The following is a 14,319-nucleotide window of genomic DNA, read 5'->3' as shown; positions in this document are numbered from 1 at the left end:
AATGTTGATCTCGCTTGTAGTAGCCGTTGCAGCCAATAATGCCATCGGTAAAAACAATAAACTGCTTTGGCATTTGCCGGCCGATCTGAAACATTTTAAACAGATCACAACCGGGCATACTGTTTTTATGGGCAGAAAAACTTATCAATCCATTGGAAAACCATTGCCAAACAGAAGGAACATTGTCATCAGTAAAATTGTAAAAGAAATTGCAGGTTGCGAAGTTGTGCCATCAATGGAAGAAGCGCTTCTTTTAGCAGACAAAAATGAGGAAGCGATGGTGATCGGCGGCGCAGAAATTTACAAACTGGCACTGCCGAAAGCCAATCGGATTTATCTTACCAAAGTTCATTACGAGTTTGAGGCCGATACTTTTTTCCCGGAAATTGACCCAAACCAATGGCAAGAAACACAGCGCGAAGATTTTCCTGCAGATGAAAAAAACCCTTTTCCATACTCTTACATTACCCTAAACCGGCTGTAAAGTGCTGATGCTTCTTTTATCATATAAAAAAACCTAAATTCCGTTTTTTTGTTAGCTTTGCCGTCTTGTTAAAAAACCCATAAACAACATATCTTATACATTTAACAGCACATGCAAAGTAAAGGAGTAATTAAATTCTTCGCGATTGTTCTGGCTATTGTTTGCCTCTATCAGCTATCCTTCACCTGGGTGGCGCACCATGTAGAAAGCAATGCCAAAATTTATGCTAAAGGCAATCCCGAAAAGGAAACGGCTTATCTCGATTCTATCTCAACACAACCGGTTTATCCTGTTTTTAACCACACTTATCAGTACTGCAAAGAAAAAGAGCTGGCTTTGGGTTTGGATTTAAAAGGCGGAATGAACGTTACGATGCAAATTTCGCTGGCCGAACTGGTAAAATCTTTATCTGATAATAATACCGATCCTGCTTTTAACCAGGCTTTGTCTAACGCCGAAGCACGTTCAAAAACCAGTCAGCAGGATTACATTACGTTGTTTGTTAACGAATACGAAAAACTGAACCCAAACGGTAAACTGGCTCCTATTTTTTCGACTAAAGAAAGCCAAAGCAGGATCAAGTTTGATGCGTCTAACAACGATGTAAAACGTTACTTGCAGGATGAAGCCAAAAGCGCGGTTGACCGTTCGTACAATATTTTAAGAACAAGGATTGATAAATTTGGGGTTACCGCGCCCAATATCCAATTGCAAAGCGGGACTAACCGTATTTTAATTGAATTGCCAGGTGTTTCTGATGCAAACCGTGTCCGCAAATTGTTGCAAGGTTCGGCCAAGTTAGAGTTTTACGAAACTTTTGACAATTCGGAAATTTTGAACTTGTTGGGTAATATCAACAACATTTTGGCTGCCAAGGCAAAAGCCGGAACAACCACCAAAGATACCACGGTAAAAACAGCATTGGCAAAAACAGATACGTCTACCGCTGTTGGTGGCTTATTGAACAAAGTTGCCAAAAGCAAACTAGCCGATACGAGTGCAAAAAATACAAAAACAGGCAACCCTGCGGTTAACAGCCCTTTGCTTAACCAAAACATGTTGCGCCCGAATGTTTATGCTTCTCAAGATGGCGGCATTCAGCCTGCTCCAGGACCGGTTGTCGGTTTTGCTGCCGTTGGCGATACGGCTAAAGTAGATAGGTTGTTAAACAGCCCGGATGTTAAATCGGTTATCCCTCAAAATGTCCGTTTTCTTTGGGGCGTTAAAGCCCTGCCTGTAAATGATGACAATAGCAGACGTTTTAACGATAAAATCCCTCGCGTTGAGTTGTATGCCATTAAATTATCAGGTGCTGATGGCGGACCAGTTTTGGCCGGTGATGTAATTGCCGATGCCCGTAACGACTACGACCAAAAAGGCAGCCCGGAAGTACAAATGACGATGAATACCGAAGGCGCAGCAAAATGGCGCACGGTTACTGCCGCTGCCGCAGCCGATCAAAACAATAAAAAAGCTATTGCCATTGTGTTGGATGATTATGTATATTCTGCGCCAACCGTTCAAAACGAAATCTCGGGCGGTGTTTCTTCTATTTCCGGAAGTTTTACCGTTGATGATACCAAAGATTTGGCCAACGTTTTAAAAGCCGGCCGTTTGCCTGCCCCTGCCCGCATTGTAGAAGAAGCCATTGTTGGCCCCTCTTTAGGCCAGGAAGCAATTAACGCTGGTTTAATTTCCTGCGTAGTTGGCTTGCTGGTGGTGCTAGTTTTCATGATTGCCTATTATAACCGTGCCGGCAGCGTTGCGGTTGTTGCTGTTTTTATCAATGTTTTTTTCTTGTTTGGTGTGTTGGCAAGTTTGGGTGCGGTTTTAACGTTGCCTGGTATCGCCGGTATCGTATTAACGCTGGGTATTTCGGTTGATGCCAACGTGCTGATTTACGAACGTGTACGGGAAGAAATGGCACACGGAAAATCAGTTCGAATTGCAGTGGCTGATGGTTTTAAACATGCCATGCCTTCCATCCTCGATTCAAACATCACTACTTTTTTAACCGGTATTATTTTATACATTTTTGGTTCAGGCCCGATTTTGGGTTTTGCCACAACTTTGTTAATCGGTATCATCACTTCCCTTTTTTGTTCCTTATTGATTTCCCGCTTGATTTTTGAGTGGATGCTGGAAAAAGGCTGGGACATCAAATTCTCTTACCCTTGGAGCGATCATACTTTCAAAAACGCACATTACGCTTTTGTTAAAAACAGGTTTAAATTTTACACTTTCTCCGGCTTGTTCATTCTGGCCGGCCTGATTTCGATCATCACCCGTGGTTTTAGTTTAGGTGTTGATTTTAAAGGCGGAAGGACTTATGTTGTCCGTTTTGAAAAACCGGTTGATGCCCAGCAAGTACGCGATGCATTGGACAAAACCTATCATTTAACTACTGAAGTTAAAACTTTTGGTACAACCAACCCGCAGTTGCGCATCACAACGCCTTACCTGGTAGACGACAACTCGCCAACGGCCGATACCAAAGCAGAAAGCAAACTGAAAGAAGGTTTGCATCTGGTCAACAACCCGAGCCAGATTATGAGCCAGCAAAAAGTTGGGCCAACTATTGCCAGCGATATCAAAACCAGTGCATTTTACTCGGTTGTGTTTGCGATCCTGATTGTTTCTTTATACATTTTGATCCGTTTCCGCAAATGGCAGTTTAGCTTAGGTGCTTTAATTGCAACCGCGCACGATGCTTTGCTGGTGTTAAGCTTCTTCTCGCTGTTTAATGGGATATTGCCTTTTTCGTTGGATATTGATCAGGCATTTATCGCTGCCATATTAACCGTGATTGGTTACTCCATCAACGATACCGTCGTGGTGTTTGATAGGATCCGGGAATTCCTAAACCTGCACAATACAAAAGCCGATGACCAGAAAGTGGTTATCAACAATGCCATCAACAGTACTTTAAGCCGGACGGTTATCACCGCTTTAACCGTAATTTTTGTGCTGATTGTATTGTTCGTTTTTGGTGGCGAAGTGATCCGCGGGTTCTCATTTGCATTGCTGATCGGTGTTATTTTTGGTACTTATTCTTCCATCTGCGTGGCCACACCGGTGATTGTAGATTTTGGCAAAAAAGACTTAAAATAATCCAAATCTCCTATTTTAAAAGCCGTTTTGATTATTCAGAACGGCTTTTGTATTTTTAAATCAAAACAGAACCCTTAAATTGCTGTAATAACAATATGGAACCAACATACAACTCCAATTTCCCTAAAGTCGTGATTATTGGCGCAGGCTTTGGCGGGATAGAACTCGCAAAAAGTTTAAACAATAAAGAAGTAGAGGTCATTTTAATTGACAAACACAATTACCATACGTTTCAGCCATTGATGTACCAGGTTGCCACGGGCAGTTTGGAGGCCGATTCGATTGCTTTTTCGGTGAGAAAGAATTTTGAAGGACAAAAAAACTTCCGTTTCCGGAATGCCGAATTAAAGAAAATTAATACCGATAAAAACAGTATTGATACCACCATCGGCGAAATTGACTACGATTACTTAGTACTTGCTACAGGTTCTACCAACAACTTTTTTGGAAACAAGGACTATGAAAAATATACGCTTCCGATGAAGAGCATTCCGGAAGCTTTGAATTTGCGTAGTGCTGTTTTGCAGAACTTAGAAACCGCTTTGTTATTGCCAACCAAAGAAGAGCGCGAACCTTATTTAACTTTCGTTTTAGTTGGTGCCGGGCCAACCGGGGCCGAATTGGCCGGTTCCATTGCAGAAATCCGCAATTACATCCTTAAAAAAGACTATCCTGAGTTGAACAAGGAAGAAATGAAGGTTTATCTGGTAGATGGAATGCCCAAGGTTTTGGCCAACATGAGTGAGCAGGCTTCCAAAAAAGCGCAAGAGTTTTTGGAAAACATGAACGTAGAAGTGCTGACTAATCTGATGGTGGAAAGCTATGATGGCAATGTTATTTCTTTTAAAGGTGGCAGAAAGATCAAAACTAAAAATGTAATCTGGTCTGCAGGCGTGGTAGGCGTTGTGCCGGAAGGCATCCCGAAAGAGCAAATTGCAAAGGGAAACCGCATTTCTACTGATGAAATAAACCGCGTTATCGGTTTGAACAATGTTTTTGCCATCGGCGATGTATCATCTACCGTTAGCGAAGGCATGCCGAAAGGTTTGCCAGGCGTGGCCCCGGTGGCCATTCAACAGGGCAAGCATTTGGCAAAAAACTTGATTAGCCTAATCAAAAACGAACCGACGGAAAAGTTTGTGTACAACGACCAAGGCTCGATGGCAACTATTGGCCGTAACAAAGCGGTGGTAGATTTAGGGAAAATAAAGTTCCAAGGTTTTTTTGCCTGGTTAACCTGGATGTTTGTTCACTTGGTTTTGCTGATGGGTTTCCGTAACAAGGTTGTCGTATTCATCAATTGGCTGGGCAGTTATATCAGTTATAATGGCGGCACACGTTTGATCATCCGCCCCTATTACCGTCCTGATGGCCAACCAATCAAAGAGCCGGTTGCCCAATCATAACCATGCTTCTTTTATTGGCAAAAAATTGATATTGGTTTTTTGCCGGTAAAAACAGTATCTGCAACAAGTGATTATTTAAAATATTATTTCCTCTGAAACTTGTATTGGCGCTTGATAACCAGGAGGGTTACAATTACGTACAGCAATTTTTATGTCATAAAAGAAGCATTTGTATTAAACTGAACTTTGGTTTCGTTGTTAATTAATTCTACTGTTGATTAAACAAAAAACATTATTTAGCATGAATACCAAACGCAATTATATCCATATTTTATGCAGTGTTATGCTGCTGTTTTTAACGCTGCTGGGTTCAAACCCGGCTTCTGCCCAAAACACCAAAACTACAAGGGCACAAAAAACAGCAGAAAAAAAGCAGGCCATAAAAAACATGATGGACAACCAAAACTTTGTTTTTATGGCACAAATGGCTTTGCCGCAAGGCTGGAGCAACATTCAGTTAAATTACAATTACAACGTAACAGTTAGTAAAGATTCTATTGATTGCTATTTGCCCTATTACGGCCGGGCTTATGTTGCACCGATGAACCCAACCGACCCGACCCAAACCGGGATACAGTTTAAAACTAAAAAGTTTGATTACAACAACAGCAGCAACAAAAAAAGCGGCTGGGAAATTACACTGGTGCCGCATGATGTAAAAGAAACGCGGCAAATGATTTTATCTGTTTCTGATTTGGGTTATGCCAATTTAAACGTCATTAGCAACAACCGGCAACCCATTTCTTTTAATGGTTACATTACCGAAAACAAACCAAAAGATAAAAAATAACCGGTAAAAGAAGTATCCAATTTTGGATCTTAATTTTCCAGATCAATGTTGTAAACTTTTAAACTATTTAATTTAGGTTCGTTTTCTTTAAGGGCAATTGTAGCAAAGGCTCCATCTTTTACGCGGTAAATGGTAGAGCCTTTGCTGTTTTTACCGTTATAATTTTGGAGGTATTTTTGTATCACTGCAACTTGTGGCTGGTTAGTTGTGGCGATGTGGATTATGGTGTGGCGTTTCTGAAAACTAATGGCAATATCGGTATAATCTTCATCTGCAATTAAGCCTAAAAAATGCAAACTATTGTTATCTGAACCAGGCAAAACCTGATAATTCTTTTCCTTTAAAAAAGCAATAATTTGGGACGGATTGTTTTGAACAATTGATTGCAAGTCAGGGTAAGATAACAATTGTTTTTGTGCCGAACAGAAAAAAACTGTGCAACAAAAAACAGCAGTGAATATAGATTTTAACATCATATATTTTTATGGTTGATTGTAAGATAAAAAAACATACAACGAAATGTTTAACAAAAATTGTATGCTAAAAGAAGCATTAATTTTAAAAACTTTTTTGATTGATCAATCAAAACCGATGGTTAAAGATTGCTTTCTTTTTGGTGTCGGTTTTTTTGGTTGTGTCTTGCACTGCTTTCAGGGTTTCAGCGGCTTTTGATTTATTTTTCTGGCAAGAAACCAAACTTAAAAAAACCAGAAAGTACAAATGTTTCAGTTTCATCATTGTTGTTTATATAGTTCCAATTTTAAATTAGATTTAATTGTTCCTTTGGCTGATAATACTGTCAAAAACCATGTTTAAGCCGTTAATGTCTTCTTCAATTTCAACTTCCAAAGTTTCTATTTGAACTTTAACCTCGGTCAATTTCAATTTTAAATCTGCCAGCCTGATTTTCTTTTTTTGCAGGTTAGATTTCAGGTTTCGATAGATCTTGTAATTTTCCATAAAATAGTTACGGCGAAACTGCAACCTTAGTTTTAAATCTGCGTACAAGTTTTAATTAATTCTAATCGTTTAATAATTTATTAGATCCTATCAACTTTCCACACTTCATAAATGTTGTATTATGAATGAAGCTTTTTTAGAAGTATTGCCCTCCAAATTTACAATTGCGGATTTTGAAAAGTATAAATTGCCCTTGCCTGTTTGCACGGTTAAAGACAATTTTAAACTTGTGTTTACGACCGAAAATGAATACTGCCAATATTTGAACGGGCTACAGGATGAATGCAACAATAACCTGTTGCAATATTGTATTATCAAAAACCCGGATTTATTTAGCAAGAGCCGGTTTATTGTAAAAGTTTTAGCGTTTTTAACAAGTGCAAGGCCAAAAACAAACTTTAACTAAATTAATGATTCTTGATTTAGCTTATGTTTTTAAAATTTGAAAATACACAAAATTTATACTGGTAAAAGAAGCATTTGCTTACAATATTTTTTTTAATACGTCCCAAACATTCCCTGCTACAATTTCATAGCCTTTTGCGTTTGGGTGTACACCATCCGGCAGGTTCAGTAAGCGGTTTCCGGCAACGCCGTTCAGCAAAAACGGGACAAAAGCCATCTTGTTTTTATCGGCCAACTGCCGAAACACCAAGCGGAAATCTTTCAAAACATGACCGGTTAAAAACGATGGCAGTTCCATCCCCAGCAAAAGCATTTTTACGTTTGGGTGCTTTAGTTTCACCAGGTCAATGATAAATTGCAAGTTGTTAAAAGTATCTGCAACGGTTATGCCGCGCAAAATATCATTAATGCCCAACTCCAACACAAAAATATCTATTTGCCGGTCTATCAAATTTAAAATCCTGCTTTTGCCGCCAACCGAAGTTTCTCCGCTTAAACCTGCGTTAATTACTTTGTACGAAAGTTTGTGGGCATTAATTTTTTGCTGAATTAAAGATGGAAACGCTTGTTGCGATGGCAAACCATAACCGGCAGTCAAACTATTGCCAAAACATAAAATTTGCTTTATCGGCAGTTCTGGTTTATCCTCAGACATATAAATTAATCTAATTTGAAAGTTAGCAGACAAAAAAAGTGCCCCTAAAAGAAGCACTTATTTTTTAAAAAGCGGCAAAACTTGGTCAGTCGTCCAAACCGCGTCCGGTTTTATGTTGCAGTTCATCAATTTTTTTGGATGCTTCTGCTTTGTTCAAAGTTTCGTCAACCTCTTCGCCGGCCTGGTCTGACAGGGTTTTCAGGTAAGAGTGCTGTGCGCCTGTCATTGGTTCGCTTCCGGTTGTCCAGGTGTCCGGGTCTTTTACCGTGTTGGTATTCTCGGTTGCGTGGGTACTGTTTTTATCGGTATTATTTTGGTCTTGATCAGTCTGATCGTTTTCCTTTGATGGGTTCATGTTGCTGTTTTTTGGTTTCCTACTATCAACCAAAAAAAAAATTGATTGTTTTAAAAAGGATCAAAAAAAGCTAAAAAAATTAGTTATCTATCATCTTGATAAATGCGCCCAACTTTTCTTTCATTTTCCGGCGGTCAACAATAAAATCGAGGAAACCATGCTCTAAAACAAATTCGGCTGTTTGAAAACCTTTTGGCAAATCTTTTTTGATGGTTTCTTTGATTACGCGCGGGCCGGCAAAACCAATCAACGCGCCAGGTTCCGAAACATTAATATCGCCCAGCATAGCGTACGATGCAGTAACGCCTCCGGTGGTCGGATCAGTCAGCAAAGAAATATAAGGCAATTTGGCCTGGGCCAGCAAAGCCAGCTTGGCCGATGTTTTGGCCATTTGCATCAGTGAAAAGGCAGCTTCCATCATGCGCGCACCGCCGGATTTGGAAATCATTAAAAAAGGCATCCGGTGTTCAATGCAATAATCAATGCTTCTGGAAATTTTTTCGCCCACAACAGAGCCCATCGAGCCGCCAATAAATGTAAAGTCCATACAGGCAATAACCAAATTATGACCTTCAATCTTTCCGTGTGCTGATCGAATCGCATCTTTTAAACCGGTTTTTCTTTTGCTCTCTTCCAGCCGTTCGGTATATTTTTTGGTATCGGCAAAGTTAAGCGGGTCGGCAGAGATCATATTTGGGAAAAGCTCTGTAAACTGGTTATCATCAAACAGTATCGAAAAGTATTCTTTGGAACCAATGCGCATATGGAAACCACAATAATGGCAAACGTATTGGTTTTCAACTTGTTCTGAGTAATGGAGCGGCTTTTTGCAGTTTGGGCATTTGTTCCAAATGCCATCGGGTGCCTCTTTTTTCTCTTTTGTTGTTGTAATAATCCCTTTTTCTTCCCTTTTAAACCAAGCCATCTATACTATTTTTAATGCACAAATTAACGAAAAAAACCGTCGTGGTTTATATAGCAGAATTTATTGCGCAGAAATGTATTTTATTTAACTTCGGTTTTTAAAAGTACATCACAATTTTATTATGGATCTTAAAAATTTTAAAGGCGTACTGCATGGCGACCAGGTACAGCAATTGTTTGAATTGGCAAAACAACACCAATTTGCCTTGCCGGCGGTTAACGTAGTGAACACCAATACCGTTAACGCCGTTATGGAAACTGCAAAAGCAGTCAATTCTCCGGTCATCATCCAGCTTTCTAATGGCGGCGCACAGTTTTACGCGGGCAAATCACTTAACAATGACCAGTTGCAGGCTTGTATTTTGGGCGCGGTTTCTGCTGCAACCCATGTGCATTTATTGGCCGAACAGTATGGCGTTGCCGTTATTTTGCATACCGACCATGCCGCAAAAAAGCTGTTGCCCTGGATTGACGGCTTGTTGGCGCATGGTGAACGCTTTTTTGCAGAACATAATAAACCCTTGTTCTCTTCGCATATGCTGGACCTTTCCGAAGAACCGATTGAAGAAAACATCGAAACGTCTTCGAAGTACTTAGAACGGATGGCTAAATTAGGCATGACTTTGGAAATTGAATTAGGCGTTACCGGCGGAGAAGAAGACGGCGTAGACAACTCTCATGTTGACAGTTCGCGCTTGTACACGCAACCCGAAGATGTGGCTTACGCTTATGAAGAGTTAAGCAAAGTGAGCGACCGTTTTACCATTGCTGCTGCTTTTGGAAACGTACACGGCGTTTACAAACCGGGAAATGTAAAATTGCAGCCCGTAATTTTGCACAACTCGCAGGAATATGTAAAACAGCATTTTAATTTAGAAGCAGAAAAACCAATCAATTTCGTTTTTCATGGCGGTTCTGGTTCTACGCAGACAGAAATCCGCGAAGCAATTTCATACGGTGCCATTAAAATGAATTTGGACACCGATATGCAATGGGCTTTTTGGGAAGGGATTTTAAATTATTACCACGCCAACGAAGGCTTTTTGCAAACGCAAATTGGCAGCCCGGGCAAAGAAGATGCGCCAAACAAAAAATATTACGACCCACGCGTTTGGCTGCGCAAAGGCGAAGAAAACTTTGTAAAACGCCTGACTGTTGCTTTTGATGACCTCAATTGCATCAACGTAAACGAAAAGCTGTAAGTAATTTATACCGATAAAAGAAGCGCCATTGTTTTAGATGCAATGGCGTTTCTTTGTTTAAGCGAAATTTCAACCTAAAAAACTATGGCACAAAATAGTAATTTATTTGAGCGATTTGCCAATTGGGCAACTAAAGCTACTGGAAGTGCAACAGCTTTTATTGTTGCATTTGTAATTATTTTAGCTTGGGGAATAACCGGCCCAGTGTTTAAATATTCTGAAACCTGGCAATTAATCATCAACACCGGAACCACAATTATTACTTTTTTGATGGTTTTTTTGATCCAGAAATCGCAAAACAAGGATTCAAAAGCTTTACATTTAAAATTGAACGAGTTGATTGCTGCAAACAAATTTGCCAGCAACAGAATGGTGAGTGTAGAAGACTTGTCGGAAAAAGAACTGGATAAACTGCACGAGTTTTATTGTGAATTAACAGAACTTGCCAAAAAAGAAAACGATATACACAGTTCGCATTCAATTGATGCAGCCAAGAAAAATCATTTGAGCAAAATTAAAATGCGTAAAGAAAGCATTACGAAAGGAATAGAATGAACATTATTGATGTAAAAAAAGTAACCGCTCAACAGGAACTCGAAAAAGTTTTTGCCATACGCAAAGAAGTTTTTGTGTACGAACAAAATTGCCCGCCGGAGTTAGAATGGGAATATGAGGATGAATCCAACCATTTTTTGGCAAAAGTAAACGGCGAACCGGCAGGTGCCGCACGCTGGCGAAAAACGGCAAATGGTTACAAGTTGGAACGTTTTGCTGTTTTGAAAAAGTTTCGGGGTTTTGGTGTTGGCCAGGCTTTGGTTAAAGCTGTTTTGGCCGATTTACCTGCAAATGCGAATTGTGTGTATTTACATGCGCAAATCCAAGCAGTTGGTTTATATGAGAAATTTGCTTTCGAGAAATTAGGCGATGAATTTGAAGAAGCCGGCATCAGGCATTACAAAATGGTGCTTCAATCCTAATGCTTCTTTTATCGGGTAAAAATTGGTGTCGGCTCCTTGCCTATTATATTTAAAAATTTTTGGCTAAAGCCACAGACAGGCTTCGAAATCCGCGGCCTAAAGGCCGTGGCAATGAATAAATAGATAGTTAATAGTTTTTCATTTTGCCGATTTTAATGGGGTTTAATTGCCACGACCTTCAGGCCGTGGATAAAGAGAAGCAACAATTGGCTTTAGCCAAAAAATCAAACCAACAAAAGGATTAAACTTCATAGCACCTTAAAAGCAATCGGTTCTTCAAACAACGAACTCTTTCTCAATTTCACCGCAACAGACTTTGACGAAGGCTGGTTACTTTTATCGGCCACACAACTAAGCGGCACTAAAACATTGGTTTCGGGATAATAAGTAGCTACGCAACGCTGCGGAATATCATAAGCCACAATGATAAAACCACGGGCAACACGCTCGCGGCCATCGTGGTGGTTGTACAAATCAATCACTTCGCCAATCTCAAAACCATAACGCAAAATATCCGCAGGGTTCATAAAAATAACGCGCCGCTCGTTGTAAACACCACGGTAGCGGTCATCCAAACCGTAAATGGTTGTATTAAACTGGTCGTGGCTGCGGATGGTCATCATCATTAATTCACCTTCTTCCAATTTTTGAACTACCAACTCGCTTACGGCGAAATTGGCTTTGCTGTTTTTAGTGTCCCATTCTCGGATACGTGTGCCGTTGGGTAAATAAAAGCCGCCTTTTTGGCGTACACGTTTGTTGTAGTCTTCAAAACCGTTCACCACTTTTTCGATGTCGTCGCGGATGTAATCGTAGTTTTTTTCAAACTTGTCCCAGTTAATTTTAGAACGGCTACCCAATGTTGCTTTCGCCATGCGGCAAACAATCACAGGTTCGCTCAGCAAATCATCAGAAACTGGTTTTAAAACACCTTTCGACATTTGCACCACACCGGTCGAGTTTTCGCAGGAAACAAATTGGGTAATGCCGTCGTGGATATCCAAATCCGTCCTTCCCAAACAAGGCAAAATCAAAGCTTCTTTGCCATGTACCAAATGGCTGCGGTTGAGTTTGGTAGAAACATGAACGGTGAGGTTACATTTGCGCAAAGCTTCGGCCGTAAAAGTAGTATCAGGCGTAGCCGACAGAAAGTTGCCGCCCATCGCAAAAAACACTTTTGCTTTGCCTTCGTGCATGGCTTGGATGGATTTTACCACATCATAACCATGTTCACGCGGCGGTTCAAAACCATAAACTTTTTTGATCTGATCCAGCAAAGCTTCGTGTGGTTTATCAAAAATGCCAACCGTACGATCGCCTTGTACGTTGCTATGGCCACGGACCGGACAAGTGCCTGCACCGGGTTTGCCAATGCTTCCTTTAATGAGCAAAAGATTAACCAGCTCGTTGATCGTGTCAACCGCGTTTTTATGCTGTGTGATACCCATCGCCCAGCAAACAATAATCTTGCTTTTATGCTTCAACAGGTTGGCCGCTTCTTTAATTTCATCCAACGGAACGCCGCAGGCTTCAGACAGAAAATCTAATTCGTATTTTTTTGCTTCGGAGATAAAATCCAAATAACCGGCTGTATGGTCGCGGATAAAATCATGGTCAAAAACAGTTCCCGGATGCGCCTCTTCTTCTTCCAGCAACAATCTATTGATAGCCTTCACCAAAGCTAAATCGCCGTTGATTTTAACTTGTAGAAAAATATCTGTTAGTTTTGAGCCGACACCCAAAACGCCTTTTACTTTTTGCGGATTGTTAAAACCCAGCAAACCGGTTTCGTGCAGCGGGTTAACAGAAATGATTTTTGCGCCGTTTGCCTTGCCTTTTTGCAACGCCGTCAGCATCCGCGGATGATTGGTGCCAGGGTTTTGGCCGAGAATAACAATCACTTCTGCTTCGTAAAAATCGTGCAGTTTTACCGAGCCTTTGCCGATGCCCAAAGTTTGCGCCAAAGCAAAACTGGTAGATTCGTGGCACATATTGGAACAATCGGGCAAATTATTGGTGCCGTATTCTTTGGTGAACAATTGATAAACGTAAGCCGCCTCGTTGCTGGTACGGCCCGAAGTATAAAAAACAGCTTCGTTTGGGCTTTCCAATTTATTAAGGTGCAAAGCAAGTTTCGCGAAAGCGCTTTCCCAAGTTATTGGTTCGTAATGCGTTCCGCCTTCGGGCAAATACATTGGTTGGGCAATGCGGCCACTTTTGTTGATGTGGTAATCGTCCCATTTCGCTATGTCTGCTACCGCGTTCTCTGCAAAAAAAGCCGGCTTGATGCTTTTTGACATCGCTTCATCGGCAACCGCTTTTGCACCATTTTCGCAATATTCGGCAATGGGCGAACGGTCATCATCCGGATCGGGCCAGGCGCAGCTTGGGCAATCATAGCCTAATTTTTGGTTCAAAGTAAACAAAGCTTTCATTCCGCGGGCAAAAGGCACCTGCCCGAAAACATGTTCTCCGGATACCACTACGGCCTTGATGCCGGCTGCAACTTTATAAGGTTCGCCTAATTTTAAACCTGCAAATTTTTCCGGGTTTTCGGCAGCAGGTTGCCCCATTTCTTTTTTCATAATTAACAGGTTTTGGTTGGATGGTCAAAATAGTCAGATTGATCTTCAGTCTCCACTCCATCTATACATTTAAAATCTTTTTCTATAAGTAAAAAAAGCGTTTTGTTATCGCCAACAGACAAATTATAATCGAAGCCAACTTTATCGGTTTCCGTCCATTCGGTCATGATATCATGCGGAACAAACATGGTCAATTTATTGCCGGTAAAAGAAGCATCGAGGTTTTTGCCGTCAAACAATTTTTGGATGGCATAACAAAACGTTCCATTTGGAAACGCGGTTTGATCTTCTACATAACCTTCTTTGGCAAACAAATCCAACTCTGTTTTAGAAAGCCGGTAACGAACGGAGTTACCTTTGATCCGTATTTTCATTTTTATACTATATTTTTAGATTGAACTTTTCTGTCATTTCAATTAAAGGGAGAGCTTTTCTTCAAAGCGTTAAATTTTTTGCTGCTAGAAG

At 40.6% G+C, this 14,319-nt stretch carries 15 protein-coding genes; 8 read left to right on the top strand and 7 right to left on the bottom strand.

Annotation, left to right across the window (positions count from 1 at the left end; translation table 11 throughout):
* The first annotated feature begins 1 nt into the window (after position 1).
* The 4 genes from Q0192_RS04260 to Q0192_RS04245 all read left to right on the top strand — a co-directional run bounded on the left by Q0192_RS04260 (position 2) and on the right by Q0192_RS04245 (position 5,791).
* Positions 2 to 484 (top strand): dihydrofolate reductase, encoded by a 483-nt coding sequence (locus Q0192_RS04260; RefSeq protein ID WP_299286567.1) that lies wholly within the window; start codon positions 2 to 4, stop codon positions 482 to 484.
* A gap of 111 nt (positions 485 to 595) precedes the next feature.
* Positions 596 to 3,595 (top strand): protein translocase subunit SecDF, encoded by a 3,000-nt coding sequence (gene secDF / locus Q0192_RS04255; protein WP_299286564.1) that lies wholly within the window; start codon positions 596 to 598, stop codon positions 3,593 to 3,595.
* Positions 3,596 to 3,690: 95 nt separating this feature from the next.
* Entirely contained in the window at positions 3,691 to 5,001 is a 1,311-nt protein-coding gene (locus Q0192_RS04250; RefSeq protein ID WP_299286561.1) for an NAD(P)/FAD-dependent oxidoreductase, read from the top strand.
* A 241-nt stretch (positions 5,002 to 5,242) separates the two neighbouring features.
* Positions 5,243 to 5,791, top strand: a complete 549-nt coding sequence (locus Q0192_RS04245; protein WP_299286558.1) for a DUF4251 domain-containing protein — start codon at positions 5,243 to 5,245, stop codon at positions 5,789 to 5,791.
* Positions 5,792 to 5,820: 29 nt separating this feature from the next.
* Here Q0192_RS04245 and Q0192_RS04240 read toward each other — a convergent pair whose 3' ends face one another.
* Positions 5,821 to 6,180, bottom strand: coding sequence for a hypothetical protein (locus Q0192_RS04240; protein WP_299286555.1), 360 nt, complete (start codon positions 6,178 to 6,180; stop codon positions 5,821 to 5,823).
* Positions 6,181 to 6,562: 382 nt separating this feature from the next.
* The gene (locus tag Q0192_RS04235) at positions 6,563 to 6,751 is read right to left on the bottom strand and encodes a hypothetical protein (protein WP_299286552.1); all 189 of its coding nucleotides are present in this window, start codon (positions 6,749 to 6,751) and stop codon (positions 6,563 to 6,565) included.
* Positions 6,752 to 6,872: 121 nt separating this feature from the next.
* Between Q0192_RS04235 and Q0192_RS04230 the strand changes: the two genes are divergently transcribed.
* Positions 6,873 to 7,157 carry a hypothetical protein gene (locus Q0192_RS04230; RefSeq protein WP_299286549.1) on the top strand — a complete coding sequence of 95 codons (285 nt, stop codon included), beginning with the start codon at positions 6,873 to 6,875 and terminating at the stop codon, positions 7,155 to 7,157.
* 78 nt (positions 7,158 to 7,235) lie between these two features.
* Here the strand turns inward: Q0192_RS04230 and Q0192_RS04225 are convergent, their stop codons facing one another.
* The 3 genes from Q0192_RS04225 to accD form a co-directional block, all read right to left on the bottom strand.
* Complete coding sequence (locus tag Q0192_RS04225) at positions 7,236 to 7,811, bottom strand: arylesterase (RefSeq protein ID WP_299286546.1); 576 nt, start codon at positions 7,809 to 7,811, stop codon at positions 7,236 to 7,238.
* An 85-nt stretch (positions 7,812 to 7,896) separates the two neighbouring features.
* A complete protein-coding gene (locus Q0192_RS04220) occupies positions 7,897 to 8,166 on the bottom strand; it encodes a DUF3072 domain-containing protein (protein ID WP_299286544.1) in 270 nt (89 codons plus the stop codon).
* A gap of 79 nt (positions 8,167 to 8,245) precedes the next feature.
* On the bottom strand, positions 8,246 to 9,091 hold the full coding sequence (gene accD, locus Q0192_RS04215; protein WP_299286541.1) for an acetyl-CoA carboxylase, carboxyltransferase subunit beta: 846 nt from the start codon (positions 9,089 to 9,091) through the stop codon (positions 8,246 to 8,248).
* 121 nt (positions 9,092 to 9,212) lie between these two features.
* Here accD and fbaA point away from each other — a divergent pair, with 121 nt between their 5' ends.
* The 3 genes from fbaA (at position 9,213) to Q0192_RS04200 (ending at position 11,269) form a co-directional block, all read left to right on the top strand.
* Positions 9,213 to 10,292 carry a class II fructose-bisphosphate aldolase gene (fbaA, locus tag Q0192_RS04210; protein ID WP_299286538.1) on the top strand — a complete coding sequence of 360 codons (1,080 nt, stop codon included), beginning with the start codon at positions 9,213 to 9,215 and terminating at the stop codon, positions 10,290 to 10,292.
* An 84-nt stretch (positions 10,293 to 10,376) separates the two neighbouring features.
* Positions 10,377 to 10,847 carry a low affinity iron permease family protein gene (locus Q0192_RS04205; protein ID WP_299286535.1) on the top strand — a complete coding sequence of 157 codons (471 nt, stop codon included), beginning with the start codon at positions 10,377 to 10,379 and terminating at the stop codon, positions 10,845 to 10,847.
* The gene (locus Q0192_RS04200) at positions 10,844 to 11,269 is read left to right on the top strand and encodes a GNAT family N-acetyltransferase (RefSeq protein WP_299286532.1); all 426 of its coding nucleotides are present in this window, start codon (positions 10,844 to 10,846) and stop codon (positions 11,267 to 11,269) included. Before Q0192_RS04205 ends, Q0192_RS04200 begins: the two co-directional genes overlap by 4 nt.
* A 248-nt stretch (positions 11,270 to 11,517) precedes the next feature.
* On the opposite strand, the gene Q0192_RS04195 is transcribed toward Q0192_RS04200, so the two are convergent.
* Positions 11,518 to 13,854 (bottom strand): FdhF/YdeP family oxidoreductase, encoded by a 2,337-nt coding sequence (locus Q0192_RS04195; RefSeq protein WP_299286529.1) that lies wholly within the window; start codon positions 13,852 to 13,854, stop codon positions 11,518 to 11,520.
* 2 nt (positions 13,855 to 13,856) lie between these two features.
* Positions 13,857 to 14,228 carry a hypothetical protein gene (locus Q0192_RS04190; RefSeq protein ID WP_299286526.1) on the bottom strand — a complete coding sequence of 124 codons (372 nt, stop codon included), beginning with the start codon at positions 14,226 to 14,228 and terminating at the stop codon, positions 13,857 to 13,859.
* Positions 14,229 to 14,319: the final 91 nt, after the last annotated feature.

Origin of the sequence: uncultured Mucilaginibacter sp. (genome assembly GCF_937859865.1) — a bacterium.
GTDB lineage: Bacteria > Bacteroidota > Bacteroidia > Sphingobacteriales > Sphingobacteriaceae > Mucilaginibacter_A.
This window is presented reverse-complemented; position numbering and strand designations above follow the sequence as displayed.

Excerpts from the sequence above, each read along its gene's own strand:
- Q0192_RS04245 (WP_299286558.1), top strand. The coding sequence starts at position 5,243 with ATGAATACCAAACGCAATTATATCCATATTTTATGCAGTGTTATGCTG.
- Q0192_RS04200 (WP_299286532.1), top strand. The coding sequence starts at position 10,844 with ATGAACATTATTGATGTAAAAAAAGTAACCGCTCAACAGGAACTCGAA.
- accD (WP_299286541.1), bottom strand. The coding sequence starts at position 9,091 with ATGGCTTGGTTTAAAAGGGAAGAAAAAGGGATTATTACAACAACAAAA.
- Q0192_RS04235 (WP_299286552.1), bottom strand. The coding sequence starts at position 6,751 with ATGGAAAATTACAAGATCTATCGAAACCTGAAATCTAACCTGCAAAAA.
- fbaA (WP_299286538.1), top strand. The coding sequence starts at position 9,213 with ATGGATCTTAAAAATTTTAAAGGCGTACTGCATGGCGACCAGGTACAG.
- Q0192_RS04230 (WP_299286549.1), top strand. The coding sequence starts at position 6,873 with ATGAATGAAGCTTTTTTAGAAGTATTGCCCTCCAAATTTACAATTGCG.
- Q0192_RS04260 (WP_299286567.1), top strand. The coding sequence starts at position 2 with ATGTTGATCTCGCTTGTAGTAGCCGTTGCAGCCAATAATGCCATCGGT.
- Q0192_RS04220 (WP_299286544.1), bottom strand. The coding sequence starts at position 8,166 with ATGAACCCATCAAAGGAAAACGATCAGACTGATCAAGACCAAAATAAT.
- Q0192_RS04190 (WP_299286526.1), bottom strand. The coding sequence starts at position 14,228 with ATGAAAATACGGATCAAAGGTAACTCCGTTCGTTACCGGCTTTCTAAA.
- Q0192_RS04195 (WP_299286529.1), bottom strand. The coding sequence starts at position 13,854 with ATGAAAAAAGAAATGGGGCAACCTGCTGCCGAAAACCCGGAAAAATTT.
- Q0192_RS04225 (WP_299286546.1), bottom strand. The coding sequence starts at position 7,811 with ATGTCTGAGGATAAACCAGAACTGCCGATAAAGCAAATTTTATGTTTT.
- Q0192_RS04205 (WP_299286535.1), top strand. The coding sequence starts at position 10,377 with ATGGCACAAAATAGTAATTTATTTGAGCGATTTGCCAATTGGGCAACT.
- Q0192_RS04250 (WP_299286561.1), top strand. The coding sequence starts at position 3,691 with ATGGAACCAACATACAACTCCAATTTCCCTAAAGTCGTGATTATTGGC.
- secDF (WP_299286564.1), top strand. The coding sequence starts at position 596 with ATGCAAAGTAAAGGAGTAATTAAATTCTTCGCGATTGTTCTGGCTATT.